Here is a 16,516-nt window from a genome sequence, read left to right as displayed (position 1 = left end):
TACTGCGTCACCGCAGCAGGTTTCTGTGAACCCCCCTCCGAACCGGACGTACACCTTTCGATGTATCCGGCTCTCCAGTCGTCCCTAAGTCATTTACTCCTTATGGAGTTTTTTGTTAACATTTCCGCGGTGAATGTCAAGGTGGCATTTCTTACAAACGATGAGTGTTTTTCGATTCATACTACTCATAGATAGCACCCATTGAGGAATCTGTTTCCCTCGCTTGGTGTACTTCTTTTTTATATCTTTCAGCTTTCGAATGTGATGGATCTCCAAATTCTCTCTCTTCGCTTTTTAAGCCACAAAGCTCGCATTCTTTTGCATTAAGTCTATCAAAAATTTGGCTTCGCCCTAGGATATTGAACTTTTGAGTGTCCACATCCTCTGCTTTAGGAGAGTTTACTTTCTTGATGGATTGGTTGAAATAAGTTATGACTTTTTCACCTTCGGTTTTAGTCATATATTTCATACCTACCAATTTTCTTGTTCCAGTCCCATTCTTTAGCTTTACGTCTATACCGTATTTATCAATAACTTTTTTAACAGAGCATTTCTCTTTTCGAGCAATGGTCTTAACCAGACTGTAGTAGTGGTAATACTTAAGCTTACCTATTTTTGTGCTTACGTCTGTTGCTAAACAGTAGTAATTGTAGAGTCCTTTAATCTCGGCATTATACTGAGCAATCATATCTAGAATTGGTAGATTAATTCTCGCATTATGATGTACTGACTTCCCATTTTGAACAAAAGGTTTAAGCTTTTCTCGGATCACTTCACTAGGAACAAGGAGTTGGATCGTTTCATTTGCTGCTCTCTTTTTCACACCTAAAGTATTCTCCGTCAGTTTGGTATCCTCTTTTGTTTTAGCGATTTCGTAACCAAGGAACTTCACTCTGTCATTCGATAAGTTGGTGATAAGAGTCTTGTCCATGTTTAGCTCTAACTTAAGTTGTTGAGCTAGGAAGTCTCTTGTTTGATCCCTGATTTCGTTTGCCAGAGCCTTTGAACCTATGATAAGAACTAGAAAATCATCTGCATATCTTACATATTTCACTTTGATGTAATCCTGATCCAATGGATCTTGTGCAGGTAGTTTCCTCATATGTTCTAATGCTATCTTAGCTATTTCAACATCGCCCTTCTTCTGTGCTTGGTGCCTTTTGGAATTCCAACTCATGTACTCTTTATTACGTTTTCTCACTGTGTCTGTAGAGTATTTCTCACATATCTCCTTCATAAACTGATCTAATTCATGAAGATAGACATTCGATAGAATTGGACTGATGATTCCACCTTGCGGTGTTCCTGAGAATGTAGGGTGTTTTTGCTTAAACTCCAAATATCCAGCTCTGAGAAACCTACGAATAAGCTCAATCATTCTACCATCATCAATCTTCTTTGACAGTAAACAAAGTAATACTTCATGGTCAATGTTGTCAAAGAAACTTTTGATGTCACCCTCGATCACCCAATTCGACCCTTTGCAGGTACTTTTAATGGTGTGAAGGGCAGTATGGCAACTTCTTTTAGGTCGGAAACCGTGTGAAGTGTCCAAAAATTTTGGTTCATAGATCGCTTCAAGGATGAGTCTTAGGACTTCCTGTACCAATTTATCCTCAAAACTAGGTATGCCTAGAGGTCTTTGACCGCCACTTTTCTTTGGGATATGCTTCCTCAAGACCGGATTCGGATAGTAGGTCTCTTTTTTCATCTTTTCGATAATCCGATTCACTATCTCTACATTAAATCCATCGATGGTTTTTCCATCTACACCAGCGGTCATATTACCTTCTTTTGAGTAGATTTTCGCATAAGCACTTAAATACATGTCTGGATTAAACAAATGACGGTATAGTCTTTGAAAGACGAAATTCTCATCGTTTTTTGCCTTCTGACCTAGTAATGATAAAATTACCTCGGCTGTTTGCATTTCGCATACCTCCGTAAATTACCATTCGGACAACCTGCCTTCCTTCGCCATGTAGTAGGTTTTCCCCACCTCGGACTACTATGAAGGCTCCGTAGCCTTAATGGATATTCAGAGTTCTTTAAGGTTTCCCCTTCACTCATAGCTCCTGCGGAGCATTCCATCTTAGGCTATCTCCGTTTAGATATTGTGAATACATAGAGAGCGACTTAGGTTCCCGTTCGTTTCTTTTACGTATCTCTGATACGCTGGGGAATTCGTAGAGAGTATAGGAACCGTCGGAAAATGTTCCTATAACGTTCTCCCGTGTACGTTTCGATTAGCCTTCGTACACCTCGGCGGGTTAGAGCCAAGAAACTGGGTTTAAAGCAGTTTAGCTTTGACCATATCACTCCATTGGTCTCGCACATCAATCTGCTAGCTAATTTCGCAAATCATATGCTTTACTGACATGCTATGTTCCCTTTCAATGTTTCCATTTCAGGTTAGTCAGTTGACCATCAAGATTTCTCTCTAATCTTGAGCCCTCTTTAGGGCAATACTCACAAACCCTTACGGACGCACGCCGACGCCTCCCTTTTGATTTGCTATTGCAATTACTCTTCCCACGATGTCACCTACTCACTTTTTAACATTTTTCTCTATCATTCTATAGGAAAATCATTTTGCCAATCAATCCCTTGTAGCTTTTGGAATACGAATCTTCAATTCGTAAAACTGATCAGACTCTTCTTCAGAAGCAATGACATCCATTCCTGTCTGCTTAATCATATCCAAAGATTGTCGGATTGTATTAACAGCTAAACGAAAATCCCGTGAATATGGTTTAGCAGTTCTCTTTGAAGGTTCTTTTGTCTCCAATAATTTTTTAACTCTTTCTTCTGTCTGTTTTACATTTAGCTCTTTTTCAATTATTTCAAGTAAACATTTGTGTTGTTTTTCCTCATCTTTTAAAGCTAAAAGAGCACGAGCATGCCTTTCTGTAATCGATCGATCTAGCAATGCTTCTTGCACAAATGGCGGCAGCTGTAATAACCTTAGTTTGTTCGCAATAGTGGATTGGCTTTTCCCCAGCCTTTGAGCTAATCCTTCTTGTGTCAAATGATGCACTTCTAATAATTGCTCTAAGGCTTTCGCTTCCTCTATTGATGTAAGGCCTTCTCGCTGTAAATTTTCTATCAGTGCAGCCGAAGCTGCTTGAGAATCACTAAGTTCTCGTATAATGGCAGGAATAGTAGGAAAATTTAATTTCTTAACTGCTCTTAACCGTCGTTCTCCCGCTATTAATTCATAATGTTTGCCTCTTTGGCGAACTACTACAGGCTGAATAACTCCGTGGAGCCGGATTGTCTGACACAATTCTTCTAGCCGATCATCTAAGAAAATTGCTCGTGGTTGATAAGGACTAGGTTTGATGAGGCTCACAGGAATTTGTTTTACTTGCTCGATTTGTTGTTTCTCTGCTAAGCCAAATAACCGACTAAACGGTTCTTTCATACCTTTCCACCGCCTGTTCATCGTATTCTGAAAGCAGAATGTGTGTAATTCCTATTATCCTATCCCTAAAATTTTCAATCCTAACGATGTATACACAAAAATCTGCCCTTATTCTTTATAGTTTCGCTATACTTTCTCTACTACCTGCTAAATAAGTTAAAAATTGGGTGTTCCACGTGAAACATTTTTTGTGTTCCCTAATTATTACCTATAAACATGTTTGTATTTAAAAAGATTTAGATTGTCCTTTTATCAGTCATTGCTTTCCATGAGAAAGTCCTTGATCCTATTACTTGTAATTGGTAGAATCGTTGAGAGGGAAGATAGAAAACTACGTGATTGACTTAGGAGGAAACCAAATAATGAGTACACCAGTCTACATAGGTAACGACCAGGGTTACTATGGTACGAAGGTAGTAAGCCGTGCTAATGGTAAATTCTATAAAATGTTTATCCGCAATATGGTTGTTCCAAATCGTGTAGGTGAAATCACTTACAACAATGATCCACATAACATTATGTACCGGGAAGCAGATGGAGATCGGGAATGGTTTTGCGGAAAATTAGCAGTAGAACAGTCTGGTGACGATGAATTATTTGATTCACACAAACGTCGTTTGTTTAGCCCAACTTGGTTCCGTGAACAAGAATATCTCATTATGTTCCGTGTAAGTACAGGTTTGATGCTGCAAGGGAACAACGAACCAGTAGTATCTGTAGCTCTACCAACAGATAGTTATATTGATTACAAAGACGAACTGAAAAGACGTCTAATTGGTAAACATACTTTCGAGGTAAAACAAGGAAACCTTCCCTATCGTAAAATTGAATTTGAAATTAAAAAAGAAAACTTATTTGTCATCAGCCAACCAATGGCTACTTTGTTCCACATCGCTCTAGACCGGGATGGAAAACTGTTAAATGAAGATCTTTTTATCCAAAAAGTAAGCATTAATGATCTAGGATTTGGTACTTCTGATATTGAGACACTTCATGGGGAAACCATCATTAAACGCCAAAGTTTCACCTCACGTCATGCTATGTTAAACGTGTATAATTTACTTTCTAAAAGATTATTGGATTTCACCCGTAATGCAGATGCTGAAAATAACGGAAAAGAATATCCTATTTGGAGTTTACCTCGAATTGTGAATTCTGGGGAAATTAGCTTTAAAGGAAAAACTCATGATGTAAGCGCAATCGTCCAAGAATGTGTTCGTGAAGTAGGTTCTAACCTAGTAGAAGAAGTTTGGCAACGTCTAGACTTTGGTGATGATATCACCTATATAATTTTGACTGGTGGAGCATCCATTCCATTTAAACCATTTTACCGGGAACGTTTTGGTGATAAACTCATATTCGCTGAAGATTATGGGATCGAAGCTCAGTTTGCAAATGGATTTGGGCTGTGCAAATTTTCCCAATCCAAATCCAAAGCAGTACCTGTCAAAGACCTGCTTGAAGCTGCTGCGACTATACAACAAGAATTCACTGTACCAGATGCACTTAGTGAAGCAATGAATAAGAAACAACAAAATCAGCCACAAAAAATGAAAAAATAGAAGAGTAGTATAAATACAACTTCTATCCTTTGAATCCCCCAAGATATTGGGGGATTCTGCTGTATTTTTAATGAAACAGGCATGAACCAAACGAAATTGGAACTAGCCTTATGTCGAAAAAAAAGAGATAATAGGATGGAAGAAATGGGCGATCTATTTATAGCTAAAAAAGGAGGGATTACGAGATGAATTTACAAGATCATGAATTTGACACTGTTGTATTGGGATTTGATGATAAATCAAAAGAGACAGTAGAGACTCTAAAAAAAGAAGGTAAGCGAGTTCTTTACATCCCCATAGATCCCCAAATGATGATAACTATGATGGCTCAAAAAAGAGTTCATACAACAGAATCAAATGAAACAATTACTCACCTACAGATTCAACAACATCAGATGCAAACTTCTTTTCAAAACACCACAACATATCTTTTACAACCTATCGTACAAATGTATGATTCTGAAACAATCGAAGAGCAAATGAACAACCAAGAAGAAGAAGTCATAGAAATGGATTTACATATCACATCTGAAGACAATACTGAAAATGAAATTGTTCTTCAAGATGAGGTGGAAGCAGAAAAGGTTGCATTTACTTTTGCTGATGTTGATTCGGAAGAGACAAAAGAAAAAGTAGAGGAACCAACAGAAACTTCATCTCCAACATCTGAAGAATTAGAAGAAGAGATAGAAGAAAATCACGATATATCAGAGGAAGAATCTATCGATGAACAAGAAATCCTTGAGGAAGAAGATAAAACATTCTCATTCCCAATCATCACTCCCTTAGCCAAAGAGAGTTCCCTCATTGATAATCGTATGCTAGGAATTCGTCGTAACAAATATCCAGGACTTCAGCGGAATGAAAAAAATGGTTTATCAAGCTCTATGATCTCTTCTTATCATCTGTTTAATCCAATCCGAATAGAGGAAGAAGAACAAATAGAAGAAAAACAGGAAAACCAAAATGAGCTGGAAACAAACCAAGATGAACAAACAACGGACAATATGGAAATAGAATCCGAATCACATATCGTTCCCAAGCCAAACTTTTTCGATGACAAAAATAATTTCATCTTTCATGGTCCGCCACCCATTAATCAGACTACAAACTTAGAACAAGAAAACATAGAACTATCTAAAACAAATTCATCTGATAACAGTATGGATCAAGATGAACAAAACGAACAAGAAATAGCAGAACAACTTGCTCAAACTCCATTGATGAAACAAAATAAGTTACCTGATATGGATGAACTTCTATTGCAATCTCATTTAGAAGAATCAAGCTCTATCCCTGAAGAAAAGACAGAGAAAAAAGAAGAAGTAATAACAGAAGCAACAGAAATCCAATCGGAAGATGAAAATGAAGATTCTATCGATGAAACAGACAAGACTAGCGCTCATACTCTTGTCTTGAATCGAGATATACGGTTAAGAAAAAAGTTTTCTTTCCATAAGTTACACCAAGAAACGACATCTAATCCGATCGTTAAAGAAGTCAATCAAGAAAAACTAGCAAACGACCAAACTGATGAAGAACAAACAAAAAAGCCTGATGTATTCCCATTGGAACCATTTTCTTCACGCCGTAGAAATAAAAAGAGTCGACTTTTCTCATCATTAGAGTCTGCAATTCCAAATCCAATTGTACAACCAAGTTCAACATCTAAACCTGAAAAGTCATTTTCGTCCCTCATACAGGAGTCTCTCATACAACCTGATATAGAGGATGAATCCATCAAGACTACCAAATCTGACCCTTCGGCTAATGTTATCCCTTCTGAGGAAGAAGAGACAAATGCCGATACAATAGAAACAACATCAGACAATCTCAAAATCGATAATATCGAATTTGAAGAACCATATGGTTATAATAGCTTTGAAGACTTTTTCCCGTCATTTTCTAATAGCAATGATCGGAAAAGACAAGAAATGGATAAAATCGAAAAGCGTAAGATCGCCCTTCGCGGCCTTCATAACTTAATCAATAATTTAGGGTAAAACTTATCCTTCTTTTCCCCCTTCATGGGGGATTTTTAATTTCATTAGTCTTGTATTAAGGTGTCGAATCTATAGGCATCAGATCGATTCATAAAGAGCATACTCTTCAAATAATCCCCATCCCCTAACTAAAAAACTTGACCTCCTTATTTAGAGATCAAGTTTTGTTTCCTCCAAGAGGGGACTTTTTTATTGTCCCAGCATTTCTGGGGTATTTTTTGGGCGTTGATTGTTTTTTTGTCAGTATTACTAATTTCCTCTCCCCCATTTCCTCAGGGAGATTTAAAGGGTAAATTTCCTGTGACACTTTTCCTAACAAGGCAAGAGCTTGCTTTGCATTCGCTACTTCCTGCTCCACTTCTCCTGCTTTCATTGCAACGAATGTCCCACCTACACTTGTAAAAGGTAAGCAATACTCTGCTAAAATATTCAATCTTGCCACTGCTCGGGAAGTTACTACATCATAACGTTCCCTGTAGTAATGATCCTTAGCTATATCTTCTGCTCTACCATGAATATATTCTACTTTATCCAAACCTAATGCTTCTCCAACTTCCTGTAAAAAGAAAATACGTTTTTGCAGCGAATCTAAAAGCGTCACATGTAAATGCGGAAACGCAATTTTAAGTGGGATTCCCGGGAAACCAGCTCCTGTACCAACATCCATAACGTTATTCACTTCATGGAAATTTATTACCCGGGAAATAGTGAGGGAATCAAAAAAATGTTTTATATCTACTTCTTGCCTGTCTGTAATAGCAGTAAGATTCATTACTTTGTTTTTTTCCACCAGTAAACGGTAGTATGTTTCAAACTGCTCCAATTGTGTATCATTTAACTCATAAGCATTTTGCAAGTAGCTCCTCATGCCGTTCTTCCGCCCTGTTCAATATAAATCATCAGAATGGAAATATCAGCTGGATTTACCCCAGAAATACGAGAAGCCTGTCCCAATGAGACTGGTTGGACCTGCTGTAGTTTTTCACGGGACTCAGAGGAAAGACCAGAAACTTTGGTGTAATCCACCCAATGTGGAATACGTTTCTCTTCCATTCGTTTCATTTTTTCTACCTGTTGCAATGACTTTTGAATGTAACCTTCATATTTTAACTGTATCTCCACTTGCTCCATAACTTCCTCACTCAATTTTTCTGGTGGTGGGGACAGTTTCATAATATCTTGATAAGAGAGCTCTGGACGCTTGATGAGATTTGCTAACTCCATTACATTGTTTATTTCCGATGTACCTAACACTGCTAACTGTGCTTGTACCTCTGCATTTGGCGTCAACTTTGTTTTACGTAATCTAGCAATTTCCTTTTCAATAGCATCACGCTTTGCGACAAATCGACCATAACGCTCCTCTTTAATTAAACCAATATCATACCCTTTATCTGTCAAGCGCAGGTCAGCATTATCATGTCGAAGCAATAAACGATATTCAGCTCTAGAAGTTAACAAACGATAAGGTTCATTGGTGCCTTTTGTCACAAGATCATCAATCAACACACCAATATAAGCTTCCGAACGATCTAAAATGACAGGTTCTTTTCCTTGGACCTTTCTTGCAGCATTAATTCCTGCCATAATACCTTGTGCTGCTGCTTCTTCATAACCAGATGTACCATTGATTTGTCCTGCAGTAAATAATCCAGGAACTAGTTTCGTCTCCAGGCTTGGCCACAACTGAGTAGGTACTATGGCGTCATATTCAATCGCATAGCCAGTACGAACCATTTCTGCTTTTTCTAATCCATCAATTGTACGCAAAATATCTTGTTGTACATCTTCCGGTAAGCTGGTAGATAAGCCTTGGACATACATTTCTAGTGTTTCTCTGCCTTCTGGTTCAATAAAAATCTGATGGCGGTTTTTATCTGCAAATCGGACAATTTTATCTTCAATCGATGGGCAGTAGCGTGGACCTCTACCTTCTATTTTTCCAGAATACATAGGAGCTCGATGCAAATTGTCTTGAATATATTGATGTGTTTTTTCATTCGTATAAGTTAACCAACATGGCAGTTGATCTGTGATATATTCTGTTGTTTCGAAGGAAAAAGCCCTCGGTTCTTCGTCTCCCGGTTGAATTTCCATTTTACTCGTATCAATCGTACGACTATTGATACGTGGAGGAGTTCCTGTTTTAAAACGAACCATATTAAATCCTAGTTCTTGCAAATGAAGTGCCAAATTGACTGAAGGTTGTTGGTTATTTGGTCCACTTTCATATTGGAGATCACCAATAATAATTTTCCCACGAAGATATGTTCCGGTTGTCAACACCACTGTTTCAGCATGATACTCTGCACCAGTACGGGTGATAACTCCTTTACATACACCATCTTGGATAAGTAATTTCTCCACCATGTTTTGATGCAAAGTAAGATTTGGCTCTTCTTCTAATACTTTTTTCATTTCCCTTTGATAAAGAACTTTATCTGCTTGAGCACGGAGTGCATACACGGCCGGCCCTTTCCCAGTGTTTAACATACGCATTTGAATATGGGTTTTATCAATATTTTTACCCATCTCCCCACCAAGTGCATCCAGTTCACGTACCACATGTCCCTTTGCTGGTCCCCCGATAGATGGGTTACAAGGCATGTAAGCAATTGTATCCAAACTTAAAGTAAGCAGCAGCGTTTGGCAGCCCATTCGGGCAGCTGCCAGTGCAGCTTCGCAACCTGCATGACCAGCCCCAATCACAACAACATCGTAAGTACTTGCATGATAACTCACGTTCTTACACCTCTCACTTTTCAAATTTCTAACTTTTCCACTGTCCTATTTTCCTAGACAAAACTGGGAAAAAATCTGATCGATTAAATCTTCTGCAACTGCCTCTCCAATGACTTCACCAAGTAGCTGCCAAGCATTTTTCATATCGATTTCGGCCATATCGAGCGGTACACCGAGTTCAATCCCGTTCATCACTTCCATTATGCTTGCTTTTGCTTGTTCTAACAGCCTAATATGTCTTGCGTTACTAACATAGGTTTGGTCATTCATATCTACTTGACCTGAAAAAAACATCGTTTTGATCGTTTCTTCTAATTGGGTTAAACCTTGCTCTGCTTTGACAGATAATGAAATCATAGGACGATCGCCAATATATTTCTTTATTTCTTCGTAATCAATCTGTCTAGGCAAATCTGTTTTATTGATAACAAAAATAGTAGGATAAGCTTTACTTTTTTCGATCAGCCTCATATCTTCCTTTTGCAATGCTTCTGAATGATTTAACACGAGCAAAACCAAATCTGCATTTTGTAATGCCTCTTCGGAGCGTTTTACTCCGATTTGCTCTACTACGTCTTCCGTCTCCCTAATCCCTGCTGTATCCAATAATTTTAAAGGAATCCCGCGTACATTGACATATTCTTCTATGACATCCCTTGTGGTACCAGGGATATCCGTCACAATAGCCTTATTTTCTTGAGTCAATGCATTCATCAGAGAAGATTTCCCTACATTTGGACGGCCAATAATCGCTGTTGCAATACCTTCTCGTAAGATTTTCCCCTGTTTTGCTGTCCTTAATAACTTATCGATATCCTTTTTAATGGACATACAACGATCTACGACATATTGGCTTGTCAACACATCTGCATCATATTCCGGATAATCGACATTTACAGCTAGGTGGGCAAGAGTTTCCACAATTTCACTTCGTAAGGCACGGATATGATGAGATAACTTCCCTTCCGATTGACGGATTGCTATTTTAGCTGCTTTATCTGTCTTTGCACGAATAAGATCAATCACAGCTTCTGCTTGAGATAAATCAATACGCCCATTTAAAAAAGCACGCTTCGTAAATTCCCCAGGCTCAGCTAAGCGAATCCCTGTGGACATTAAAAGGCCTAAAGTTTGTTCCACTGCAACCAAACCACCATGGCAACTAATTTCCACTACATTTTCCCTTGTAAATGTCCGAGGGGCCAACATAACTGTCACCAGTACTTCATCGATCTTCTCTTTTGTAGTAGGGTCGATAATATGCCCGTAATGTACAGTATGAGTTGCTACTGTACTCAGCTTGTTTTTTCCTTGGTATATATGATCAACAAGAGTAACTGCATCTGTTCCACTAACTCGAATGATGGCAATGCTACTCTCACCCATTGCTGTTGCAATGGCTGCAATTGTATCGTTTTCCACAACATCCACCTCTTCATCTAATAACTAATCTTAGCACAAATGCAAGAAAAAAAACCCCCATAAAGGGAGTCCAAAGGCATAGGTGATTATTTTGTCGCCCCAGCTGGTTTTTTTAGCAAAGGCTTGAGAATCAATTGATATTGTAAGATAGTAAAAATGTTACCATATACCCAGTACAAGGCCATCGCGGCAGGGAAGCTAAATGCAAGTACAAAGATCATAACAGGGAATATCCAAACCATAACGCGCATTTGCGGGTTATCTCCAGTACCAGATGACACAAACTGGATGTATGTAGTTATGGCAGCCAGCAACGGTAATATATGATAAGGATCTGGTTGTCCTAACTGCAAGTAAAGAAAGGATGACTTTGCAATATTTGCATCTCGAACGATCGCTTGGTAAAACGCAATCAGTACAGGCATTTGGATCAAAATAGGGAAACAGCCTGCCATCGGATTGATATTATGTTCTTGATACAATTTCATCGTTTCTTGCTGCATTTTTTGTGGGTCTTTTTTGTATTTATCCCGGATCTTTAGCATCTGTGGCTGGATTTTCTGCATCTCTTTCATGCTTTTTTGCTGCCGATAAGTGAGAGGGAAAATAATCAATCTAACCAAGAAAGTAACGATTAAAATAGACCAACCATAATTCCCCAATAGTTTTGCAAACCAGTCTAATAAGTGAGCCAGCGGAATAACAAAATATTTATCCCAGAAACCAGCATGACTTGGATCTAATTTCGCATAATGCGCACCCGTCGGTGAACAACCACTCAGTACAAGGACGGCAAAAAGGGCGATGAGGGCAAATAAAAAATACTTTCGCCGCTTACTCAACAATAATTCCTCCTTAAGGATAAAGCCACATCTTTTCTAGGGGACATGATCAATCCCACCAGGATGAAAGGGATGGCATTTGCAAATTCTCTTCACTGTATAGTAACCACCGCGCCAAAATCCATGTCGCTCCAAAGCAGTTAATCCATATTGGGAACAAGTAGGGTAAAAACGACAACTGGGAGGCAGGAGCGGTGAGATAAATTTTCGATAAAAGTGGATAATAAGAATAGCTAGCTTTTTCAATTTTGCTCACTCCTGTTTTTCACCTTTGGTAGTTGAGTGAACACATTTGCTCGTTTCATTACATGACGAAGGCTAGATTCCATCTCTGTATAGTCTAATCCTGCTACTGGATTACGGGCGATGAGGATAAGATCCAGTTGTGGGTGAATCTGCTTCATCCACTGCCTGACAATCTCTTTGACCAATCTCTTTATCCTGTTTCGCACGACGGCTTTTCCTACCTTGCGACTAATAGAGATACCCACTCGAGCTACTTCCCCGTCTGTCCGCTTGAAAGTGTATAACACAAATTGACGATTGGCAACGGAAGTACCTCCACGAAACACTTTTCGAAAATCGCTGCGTCTCTTTAAACGATATGCTCGTTGCAAGGTAGAACTCCTCCAAACTCCCGAGAGGAATTATTTATATCGAAAAAAAGACCACAGATAGTGAGTGGTCCTAGAATTAAGCAGATAGCACTTTTCTTCCTTTACGACGACGTGCTGCTAACACTTTACGTCCGTTTTTAGTTGCCATTCTCGCACGAAAACCGTGTACGTTCTTGCGTCTACGGTTACTTGGTTGATAAGTTCTTTTCATTTATATACACCTTGATATAAACAAGGTTACCTCCCTTCTCTTCCCTTAGTAGTCGTATTTGCCGACAATCCTCCATATTATAGCTATCTTAAGGGCATAGTGTCAAGAAAATAGGAGATTGGTTATCGATTTCTAATCACAATCATACCGTTATCTATTTTTAAAACTGTTAAGATAACCAATACGCTTATATACAGTTGTGATCCTCAATAATCCTTCCATAAAATATCATTTTAAAATTTGCTTACTGCAATCCTCTAGATTGGGGTTACAATACTAGCAATTAGTTATTTTAGGAATCTAGAAATAAGTTCCTCGTCACTTAGATATTCAAGTTCTAACATTTCATGATAAGCATCCCCTTTCAAATTTAATAACTTAGCAAAAGCATGTTCTGTTTTTAATCCCTGCTTTTTGTATCGAATCACATTATTTCTGAATGCAGAACCCAACAGTTTTAATATTCTGTGTTCGATCACCATGTGCCGATAACCATTTTGATGAATGGTTGGTATATCTTGACCATATATTTCAAAATCAAATCCATCGTAACGAAATTTCGCTACCACATATTTTCTGGCATCTCTTTCTTTTTCCAAAACGAAAAAGCGTGGATACTCTCCAAATTGTTTCTGTAAATAATCACTGAAACTCCCCAATTCATATACTTCGCATAAAATGTCTATATCGCTGCTTTCAATGTCTATCTCAATTGGAATCGTTCCAACTAAAATAGGATGGTATTTCTGTAGTTTATCCATGATAAGCAACTCTTCTAATACTGCATATGCCTTTTTCTGTCGCTCATTTCCATGTTTTAAATATGTAATATCCAGAAAATTTCGTTCCTTTTCATATTGTGTCCACAATGAAACAACCTACCTTCTTTTAAAATAACCCTCAGGCTCTCCAAAAATCGAAATGGACCCTTCAAATAAAAAAGGTATCAAGATTGCTTTTACCAACTTAAAATGAATGAACGAGGTTCAGAAATAATGTAATCTACATCACAAAGAACAGCAGGTCCACCTGGAACATGAGAGATGAATACTCAAACAAGAAATTGTCTAATTCCTCCCTAGAAGGGGATTTGGAGTATTTGTCTCCGATGACCGATTTCATAGAAAAACATACTAAACAACTATCAAATCCTATATCCCTCAAGACATAAGCTTTTCCACGACTTATCCACTTCCTATACACAACTTACTAACAGGTTATGAACAACTTTTCCACAGGTTATCCACAGAAATCCGAAAAACTCCTCTAAAAAGATTGTTTCGTTTGTATGAATATACTCTTTGGGAGGAAAATAATTTCCTAAAAAATCCAATTACCTGATTTTCATTTGGCAATAGTATAAGATAATATGATAGTGTATTGAATTATATATAATAGGGAATGTAAGGCTTTTCCTCTGTTATCCACTGCTTTTCCACAACTTACTAACACGTTATCAACAAGTTTTCCACAAGTTATCCACAGAAAACCGAAAAACTCCTCAAAAAGGATTGTGCTTCTTTTAACAAAATGCTCGTTACAAAAGAAGTATTTTCTTATAAATACCAATTCAATTTATTTTTATTGCGGATTAAATAAAAAGCTATTTATATATAGTAAATTCTATCACTCAAGTCCCATAAGGGATTACCTTAGTTATCCACTGAATATCAACATCTTACTAACAGGTTATGAACAACTTTTCCACAGGTTATCCACAGATCCATAGATTTTACGTCGATTTTGTGAAAATATCATGACCTGTGGACAACTATTTTTGAACTTTTCCACAACTTTTCCACTGATTATTCACAGAAAAACAGCCTGTGGATAACTACTTATCCACAGGCTGTGGGTAAGTGGATAACTAGACAAAAGTCCTTGTCATCTCTAGCCTATTTTGATATTCTTATTTTGTTTTCTCCGTGGATAAGTTTTGAACAAAACTTAGTTTTCCACAGATTGTGGATAAGTCAAGTTGTACATAACTTATACTTTTTATATAAAAGTTATCCACAGATTGTGGATAATGTGTATAACTCTGTGGAGTACTTGATCTTCATCTATTTTTTTTGTGGATAACAAAATGATAACCAAACAGAAAGGAGGATTTTGCTTATGTATTCTGCTGATGAACTATGGCTGCATGCCTTAAAATCAGCTTGCTCCGATGAATCTGCAGATGTAGAACAATTATTGATTCAAACGAAAGTTGTAGAAAGCCGACCTAATTTCCTACTAATCGCAGTCCCTGATTTTTTTACTAGAGATTGGCTTGTACATCGAGCAAAGAGCAAAATATTAATCGCTTTGAAAGAAATTTCTGGTGTACCGATGGAAGTGGACTTTATTCTCCATTCTTTAGATGAAACAGAAACCGATGTTACGAATAAAAACATGGATTCGGATGAGATCTCTACTCCAAAACAAGAAGAACAAACAGTTCCTGACATAGTAACAGCAATAGATGAAACACCTACTTCGTCTCAACTCAACCCCAAATATACTTTTCAAACTTTTGTTATAGGCCCTGGTAATCGTTTTGCACATGCTGCCTCCTTAGCAGTAGCTGCTCAACCCGCTAACACCTATAATCCGCTTTTTATCTATGGAGGAGTTGGACTAGGAAAAACCCATTTGATGCATGCTATTGGTCATTATGTAAAAGAACAAAATCCAGAAAGCCGGATTTGTTATATTTCCTCGGAGAAGTTTACAAATGAATTTATCAATGGGATTGTAAGCGGGAATGTAGAACCATTTCGTAATAGATATCGCTCTGTAGATGTGTTATTGATCGACGATATTCAATTCCTCGCTAAAAAAGAAGGAACACAAGAGGAGTTTTTCCACACTTTTAATACACTGCATGAAGCTCATAAACAAATTATTATTTCTAGTGATCGTCCTCCTAAGGAAATTCCCTTTTTAGAAGATCGCTTACGCTCGCGATTTGAGTGGGGACTTATCACAGATGTACAACCACCAGATCTGGAAACGAGAATAGCGATTCTCCGAAAAAAAGCAATTGCAGATAACTTGGAAGTCACCAACGAAGTCCTCTACTACATTGCGGATCAAGTGGCTAATAATATTCGAGAATTAGAAGGTGCACTCATACGTGTCGTCGCTTATTCTACTATGCTGAATCAATCTATATCGATTGATCTAGCTCACGAAGCATTAAAAAATCTGGTCTCTCCTAATCAACCAAAGTTGATTGGTATTCCAGAAATTCAGCAAGTAGTAGGTGATTATTACCAACTGCGAGTCGAAGACCTCAAAAGCAAAAAACGTACGAAAACCATTGCCTATCCTAGACAAATAGCAATGTATCTCTCCCGTGAATTAACAGACAGCTCCTTACCTAAAATTGGCGAAGATTTCGGAGGTAGAGATCACACTACTGTTATTCATGCACATGAAAAAATTAGTCGCATGCTATCCAGCGATCAAGAATTAGAGCAAGTCATCATGGAATTAAAAAATCGTCTCAGCCGAAACAGTTAACCACAGGCAATTGTGGGAACTGTGGATAACTCACCTCTGCCTATACACAGCTTATCCACAACGTGTATAGGCTTTGTTGCTTGGCTCAACCCACTTATCCACAGTATCCACATGTACTACTACTATTACTACTAATCTTTATTAAAAAATAAATAATTAATTAATAGGATTAGGAAGAAATTT

At 37.9% G+C, this 16,516-nt stretch carries 14 protein-coding genes; 3 read left to right on the top strand and 11 right to left on the bottom strand.

Annotation, left to right across the window (positions count from 1 at the left end; all coding sequences use genetic code 11):
- Positions 1 to 93 precede the first annotated feature (93 nt).
- The 3 genes from MK805_RS18140 to noc all read right to left on the bottom strand — a co-directional run bounded on the left by MK805_RS18140 (position 94) and on the right by noc (position 3,424).
- Complete coding sequence (locus tag MK805_RS18140) at positions 94 to 243, bottom strand: HNH endonuclease (RefSeq protein WP_420833069.1); 150 nt, start codon at positions 241 to 243, stop codon at positions 94 to 96.
- The gene (gene ltrA, locus MK805_RS08730; RefSeq protein ID WP_240875236.1) at positions 182 to 1,930 is read right to left on the bottom strand and encodes a group II intron reverse transcriptase/maturase; all 1,749 of its coding nucleotides are present in this window, start codon (positions 1,928 to 1,930) and stop codon (positions 182 to 184) included. The genes MK805_RS18140 and ltrA overlap by 62 nt, the downstream gene beginning before the upstream one ends.
- Positions 1,931 to 2,599: 669 nt before the next feature.
- The gene (gene noc, locus MK805_RS08725; RefSeq protein ID WP_240875234.1) at positions 2,600 to 3,424 is read right to left on the bottom strand and encodes a nucleoid occlusion protein; all 825 of its coding nucleotides are present in this window, start codon (positions 3,422 to 3,424) and stop codon (positions 2,600 to 2,602) included.
- Positions 3,425 to 3,786: 362 nt separating this feature from the next.
- Here noc and MK805_RS08720 point away from each other — a divergent pair, with 362 nt between their 5' ends.
- Both MK805_RS08720 and MK805_RS08715 read left to right on the top strand, forming a co-directional pair.
- A complete protein-coding gene (locus MK805_RS08720) occupies positions 3,787 to 4,986 on the top strand; it encodes a ParM/StbA family protein (protein WP_240875232.1) in 1,200 nt (399 codons plus the stop codon).
- Between the two features lie 185 nt (positions 4,987 to 5,171).
- Positions 5,172 to 6,989 carry a hypothetical protein gene (locus tag MK805_RS08715; RefSeq protein ID WP_240875230.1) on the top strand — a complete coding sequence of 606 codons (1,818 nt, stop codon included), beginning with the start codon at positions 5,172 to 5,174 and terminating at the stop codon, positions 6,987 to 6,989.
- Between the two features lie 157 nt (positions 6,990 to 7,146).
- Here MK805_RS08715 and rsmG read toward each other — a convergent pair whose 3' ends face one another.
- The 8 genes from rsmG to MK805_RS08675 form a co-directional block, all read right to left on the bottom strand.
- Positions 7,147 to 7,857 carry a 16S rRNA (guanine(527)-N(7))-methyltransferase RsmG gene (gene rsmG, locus MK805_RS08710; protein WP_240875228.1) on the bottom strand — a complete coding sequence of 237 codons (711 nt, stop codon included), beginning with the start codon at positions 7,855 to 7,857 and terminating at the stop codon, positions 7,147 to 7,149.
- Positions 7,854 to 9,731: a tRNA uridine-5-carboxymethylaminomethyl(34) synthesis enzyme MnmG gene (gene mnmG / locus MK805_RS08705; protein WP_240875225.1), complete on the bottom strand. Its 1,878-nt coding sequence runs from the start codon at positions 9,729 to 9,731 to the stop codon at positions 7,854 to 7,856. The genes rsmG and mnmG overlap by 4 nt, the downstream gene beginning before the upstream one ends.
- Positions 9,732 to 9,776: 45 nt before the next feature.
- Entirely contained in the window at positions 9,777 to 11,153 is a 1,377-nt protein-coding gene (gene mnmE, locus MK805_RS08700) for a tRNA uridine-5-carboxymethylaminomethyl(34) synthesis GTPase MnmE (RefSeq protein WP_240875223.1), read from the bottom strand.
- An 86-nt stretch (positions 11,154 to 11,239) separates the two neighbouring features.
- Positions 11,240 to 11,995 (bottom strand): YidC/Oxa1 family membrane protein insertase, encoded by a 756-nt coding sequence (locus MK805_RS08695; RefSeq protein ID WP_240875222.1) that lies wholly within the window; start codon positions 11,993 to 11,995, stop codon positions 11,240 to 11,242.
- A gap of 36 nt (positions 11,996 to 12,031) precedes the next feature.
- Entirely contained in the window at positions 12,032 to 12,241 is a 210-nt protein-coding gene (gene yidD / locus MK805_RS08690) for a membrane protein insertion efficiency factor YidD (protein ID WP_240875221.1), read from the bottom strand.
- The gene (rnpA, locus tag MK805_RS08685) at positions 12,238 to 12,612 is read right to left on the bottom strand and encodes a ribonuclease P protein component (RefSeq protein ID WP_240875220.1); all 375 of its coding nucleotides are present in this window, start codon (positions 12,610 to 12,612) and stop codon (positions 12,238 to 12,240) included. Before rnpA ends, yidD begins: the two co-directional genes overlap by 4 nt.
- A gap of 76 nt (positions 12,613 to 12,688) precedes the next feature.
- On the bottom strand, positions 12,689 to 12,823 hold the full coding sequence (gene rpmH, locus MK805_RS08680; RefSeq protein ID WP_028778273.1) for a 50S ribosomal protein L34: 135 nt from the start codon (positions 12,821 to 12,823) through the stop codon (positions 12,689 to 12,691).
- A 287-nt stretch (positions 12,824 to 13,110) separates the two neighbouring features.
- Positions 13,111 to 13,593 (bottom strand): DUF4269 domain-containing protein, encoded by a 483-nt coding sequence (locus MK805_RS08675; RefSeq protein WP_255724590.1) that lies wholly within the window; start codon positions 13,591 to 13,593, stop codon positions 13,111 to 13,113.
- Between the two features lie 1,348 nt (positions 13,594 to 14,941).
- On the opposite strand from MK805_RS08675, the gene dnaA reads away from it, so the two are divergent.
- Entirely contained in the window at positions 14,942 to 16,333 is a 1,392-nt protein-coding gene (gene dnaA, locus MK805_RS08670; RefSeq protein WP_240875218.1) for a chromosomal replication initiator protein DnaA, read from the top strand.
- Positions 16,334 to 16,516: the final 183 nt, after the last annotated feature.

The organism is Shimazuella soli (assembly GCF_022511585.1).
GTDB lineage: Bacteria > Bacillota > Bacilli > Thermoactinomycetales > Thermoactinomycetaceae > Shimazuella > Shimazuella soli.
Note: the sequence above shows the minus strand (reverse complement) of the source record. Positions and strands in the feature narration are given on the sequence as shown.

Excerpts from the sequence above, each read along its gene's own strand:
- ltrA (WP_240875236.1), bottom strand. The coding sequence starts at position 1,930 with ATGCAAACAGCCGAGGTAATTTTATCATTACTAGGTCAGAAGGCAAAA.
- noc (WP_240875234.1), bottom strand. The coding sequence starts at position 3,424 with ATGAAAGAACCGTTTAGTCGGTTATTTGGCTTAGCAGAGAAACAACAA.
- MK805_RS08720 (WP_240875232.1), top strand. The coding sequence starts at position 3,787 with ATGAGTACACCAGTCTACATAGGTAACGACCAGGGTTACTATGGTACG.
- MK805_RS08715 (WP_240875230.1), top strand. The coding sequence starts at position 5,172 with ATGAATTTACAAGATCATGAATTTGACACTGTTGTATTGGGATTTGAT.
- rsmG (WP_240875228.1), bottom strand. The coding sequence starts at position 7,857 with ATGAGGAGCTACTTGCAAAATGCTTATGAGTTAAATGATACACAATTG.
- rpmH (WP_028778273.1), bottom strand. The coding sequence starts at position 12,823 with ATGAAAAGAACTTATCAACCAAGTAACCGTAGACGCAAGAACGTACAC.
- dnaA (WP_240875218.1), top strand. The coding sequence starts at position 14,942 with ATGTATTCTGCTGATGAACTATGGCTGCATGCCTTAAAATCAGCTTGC.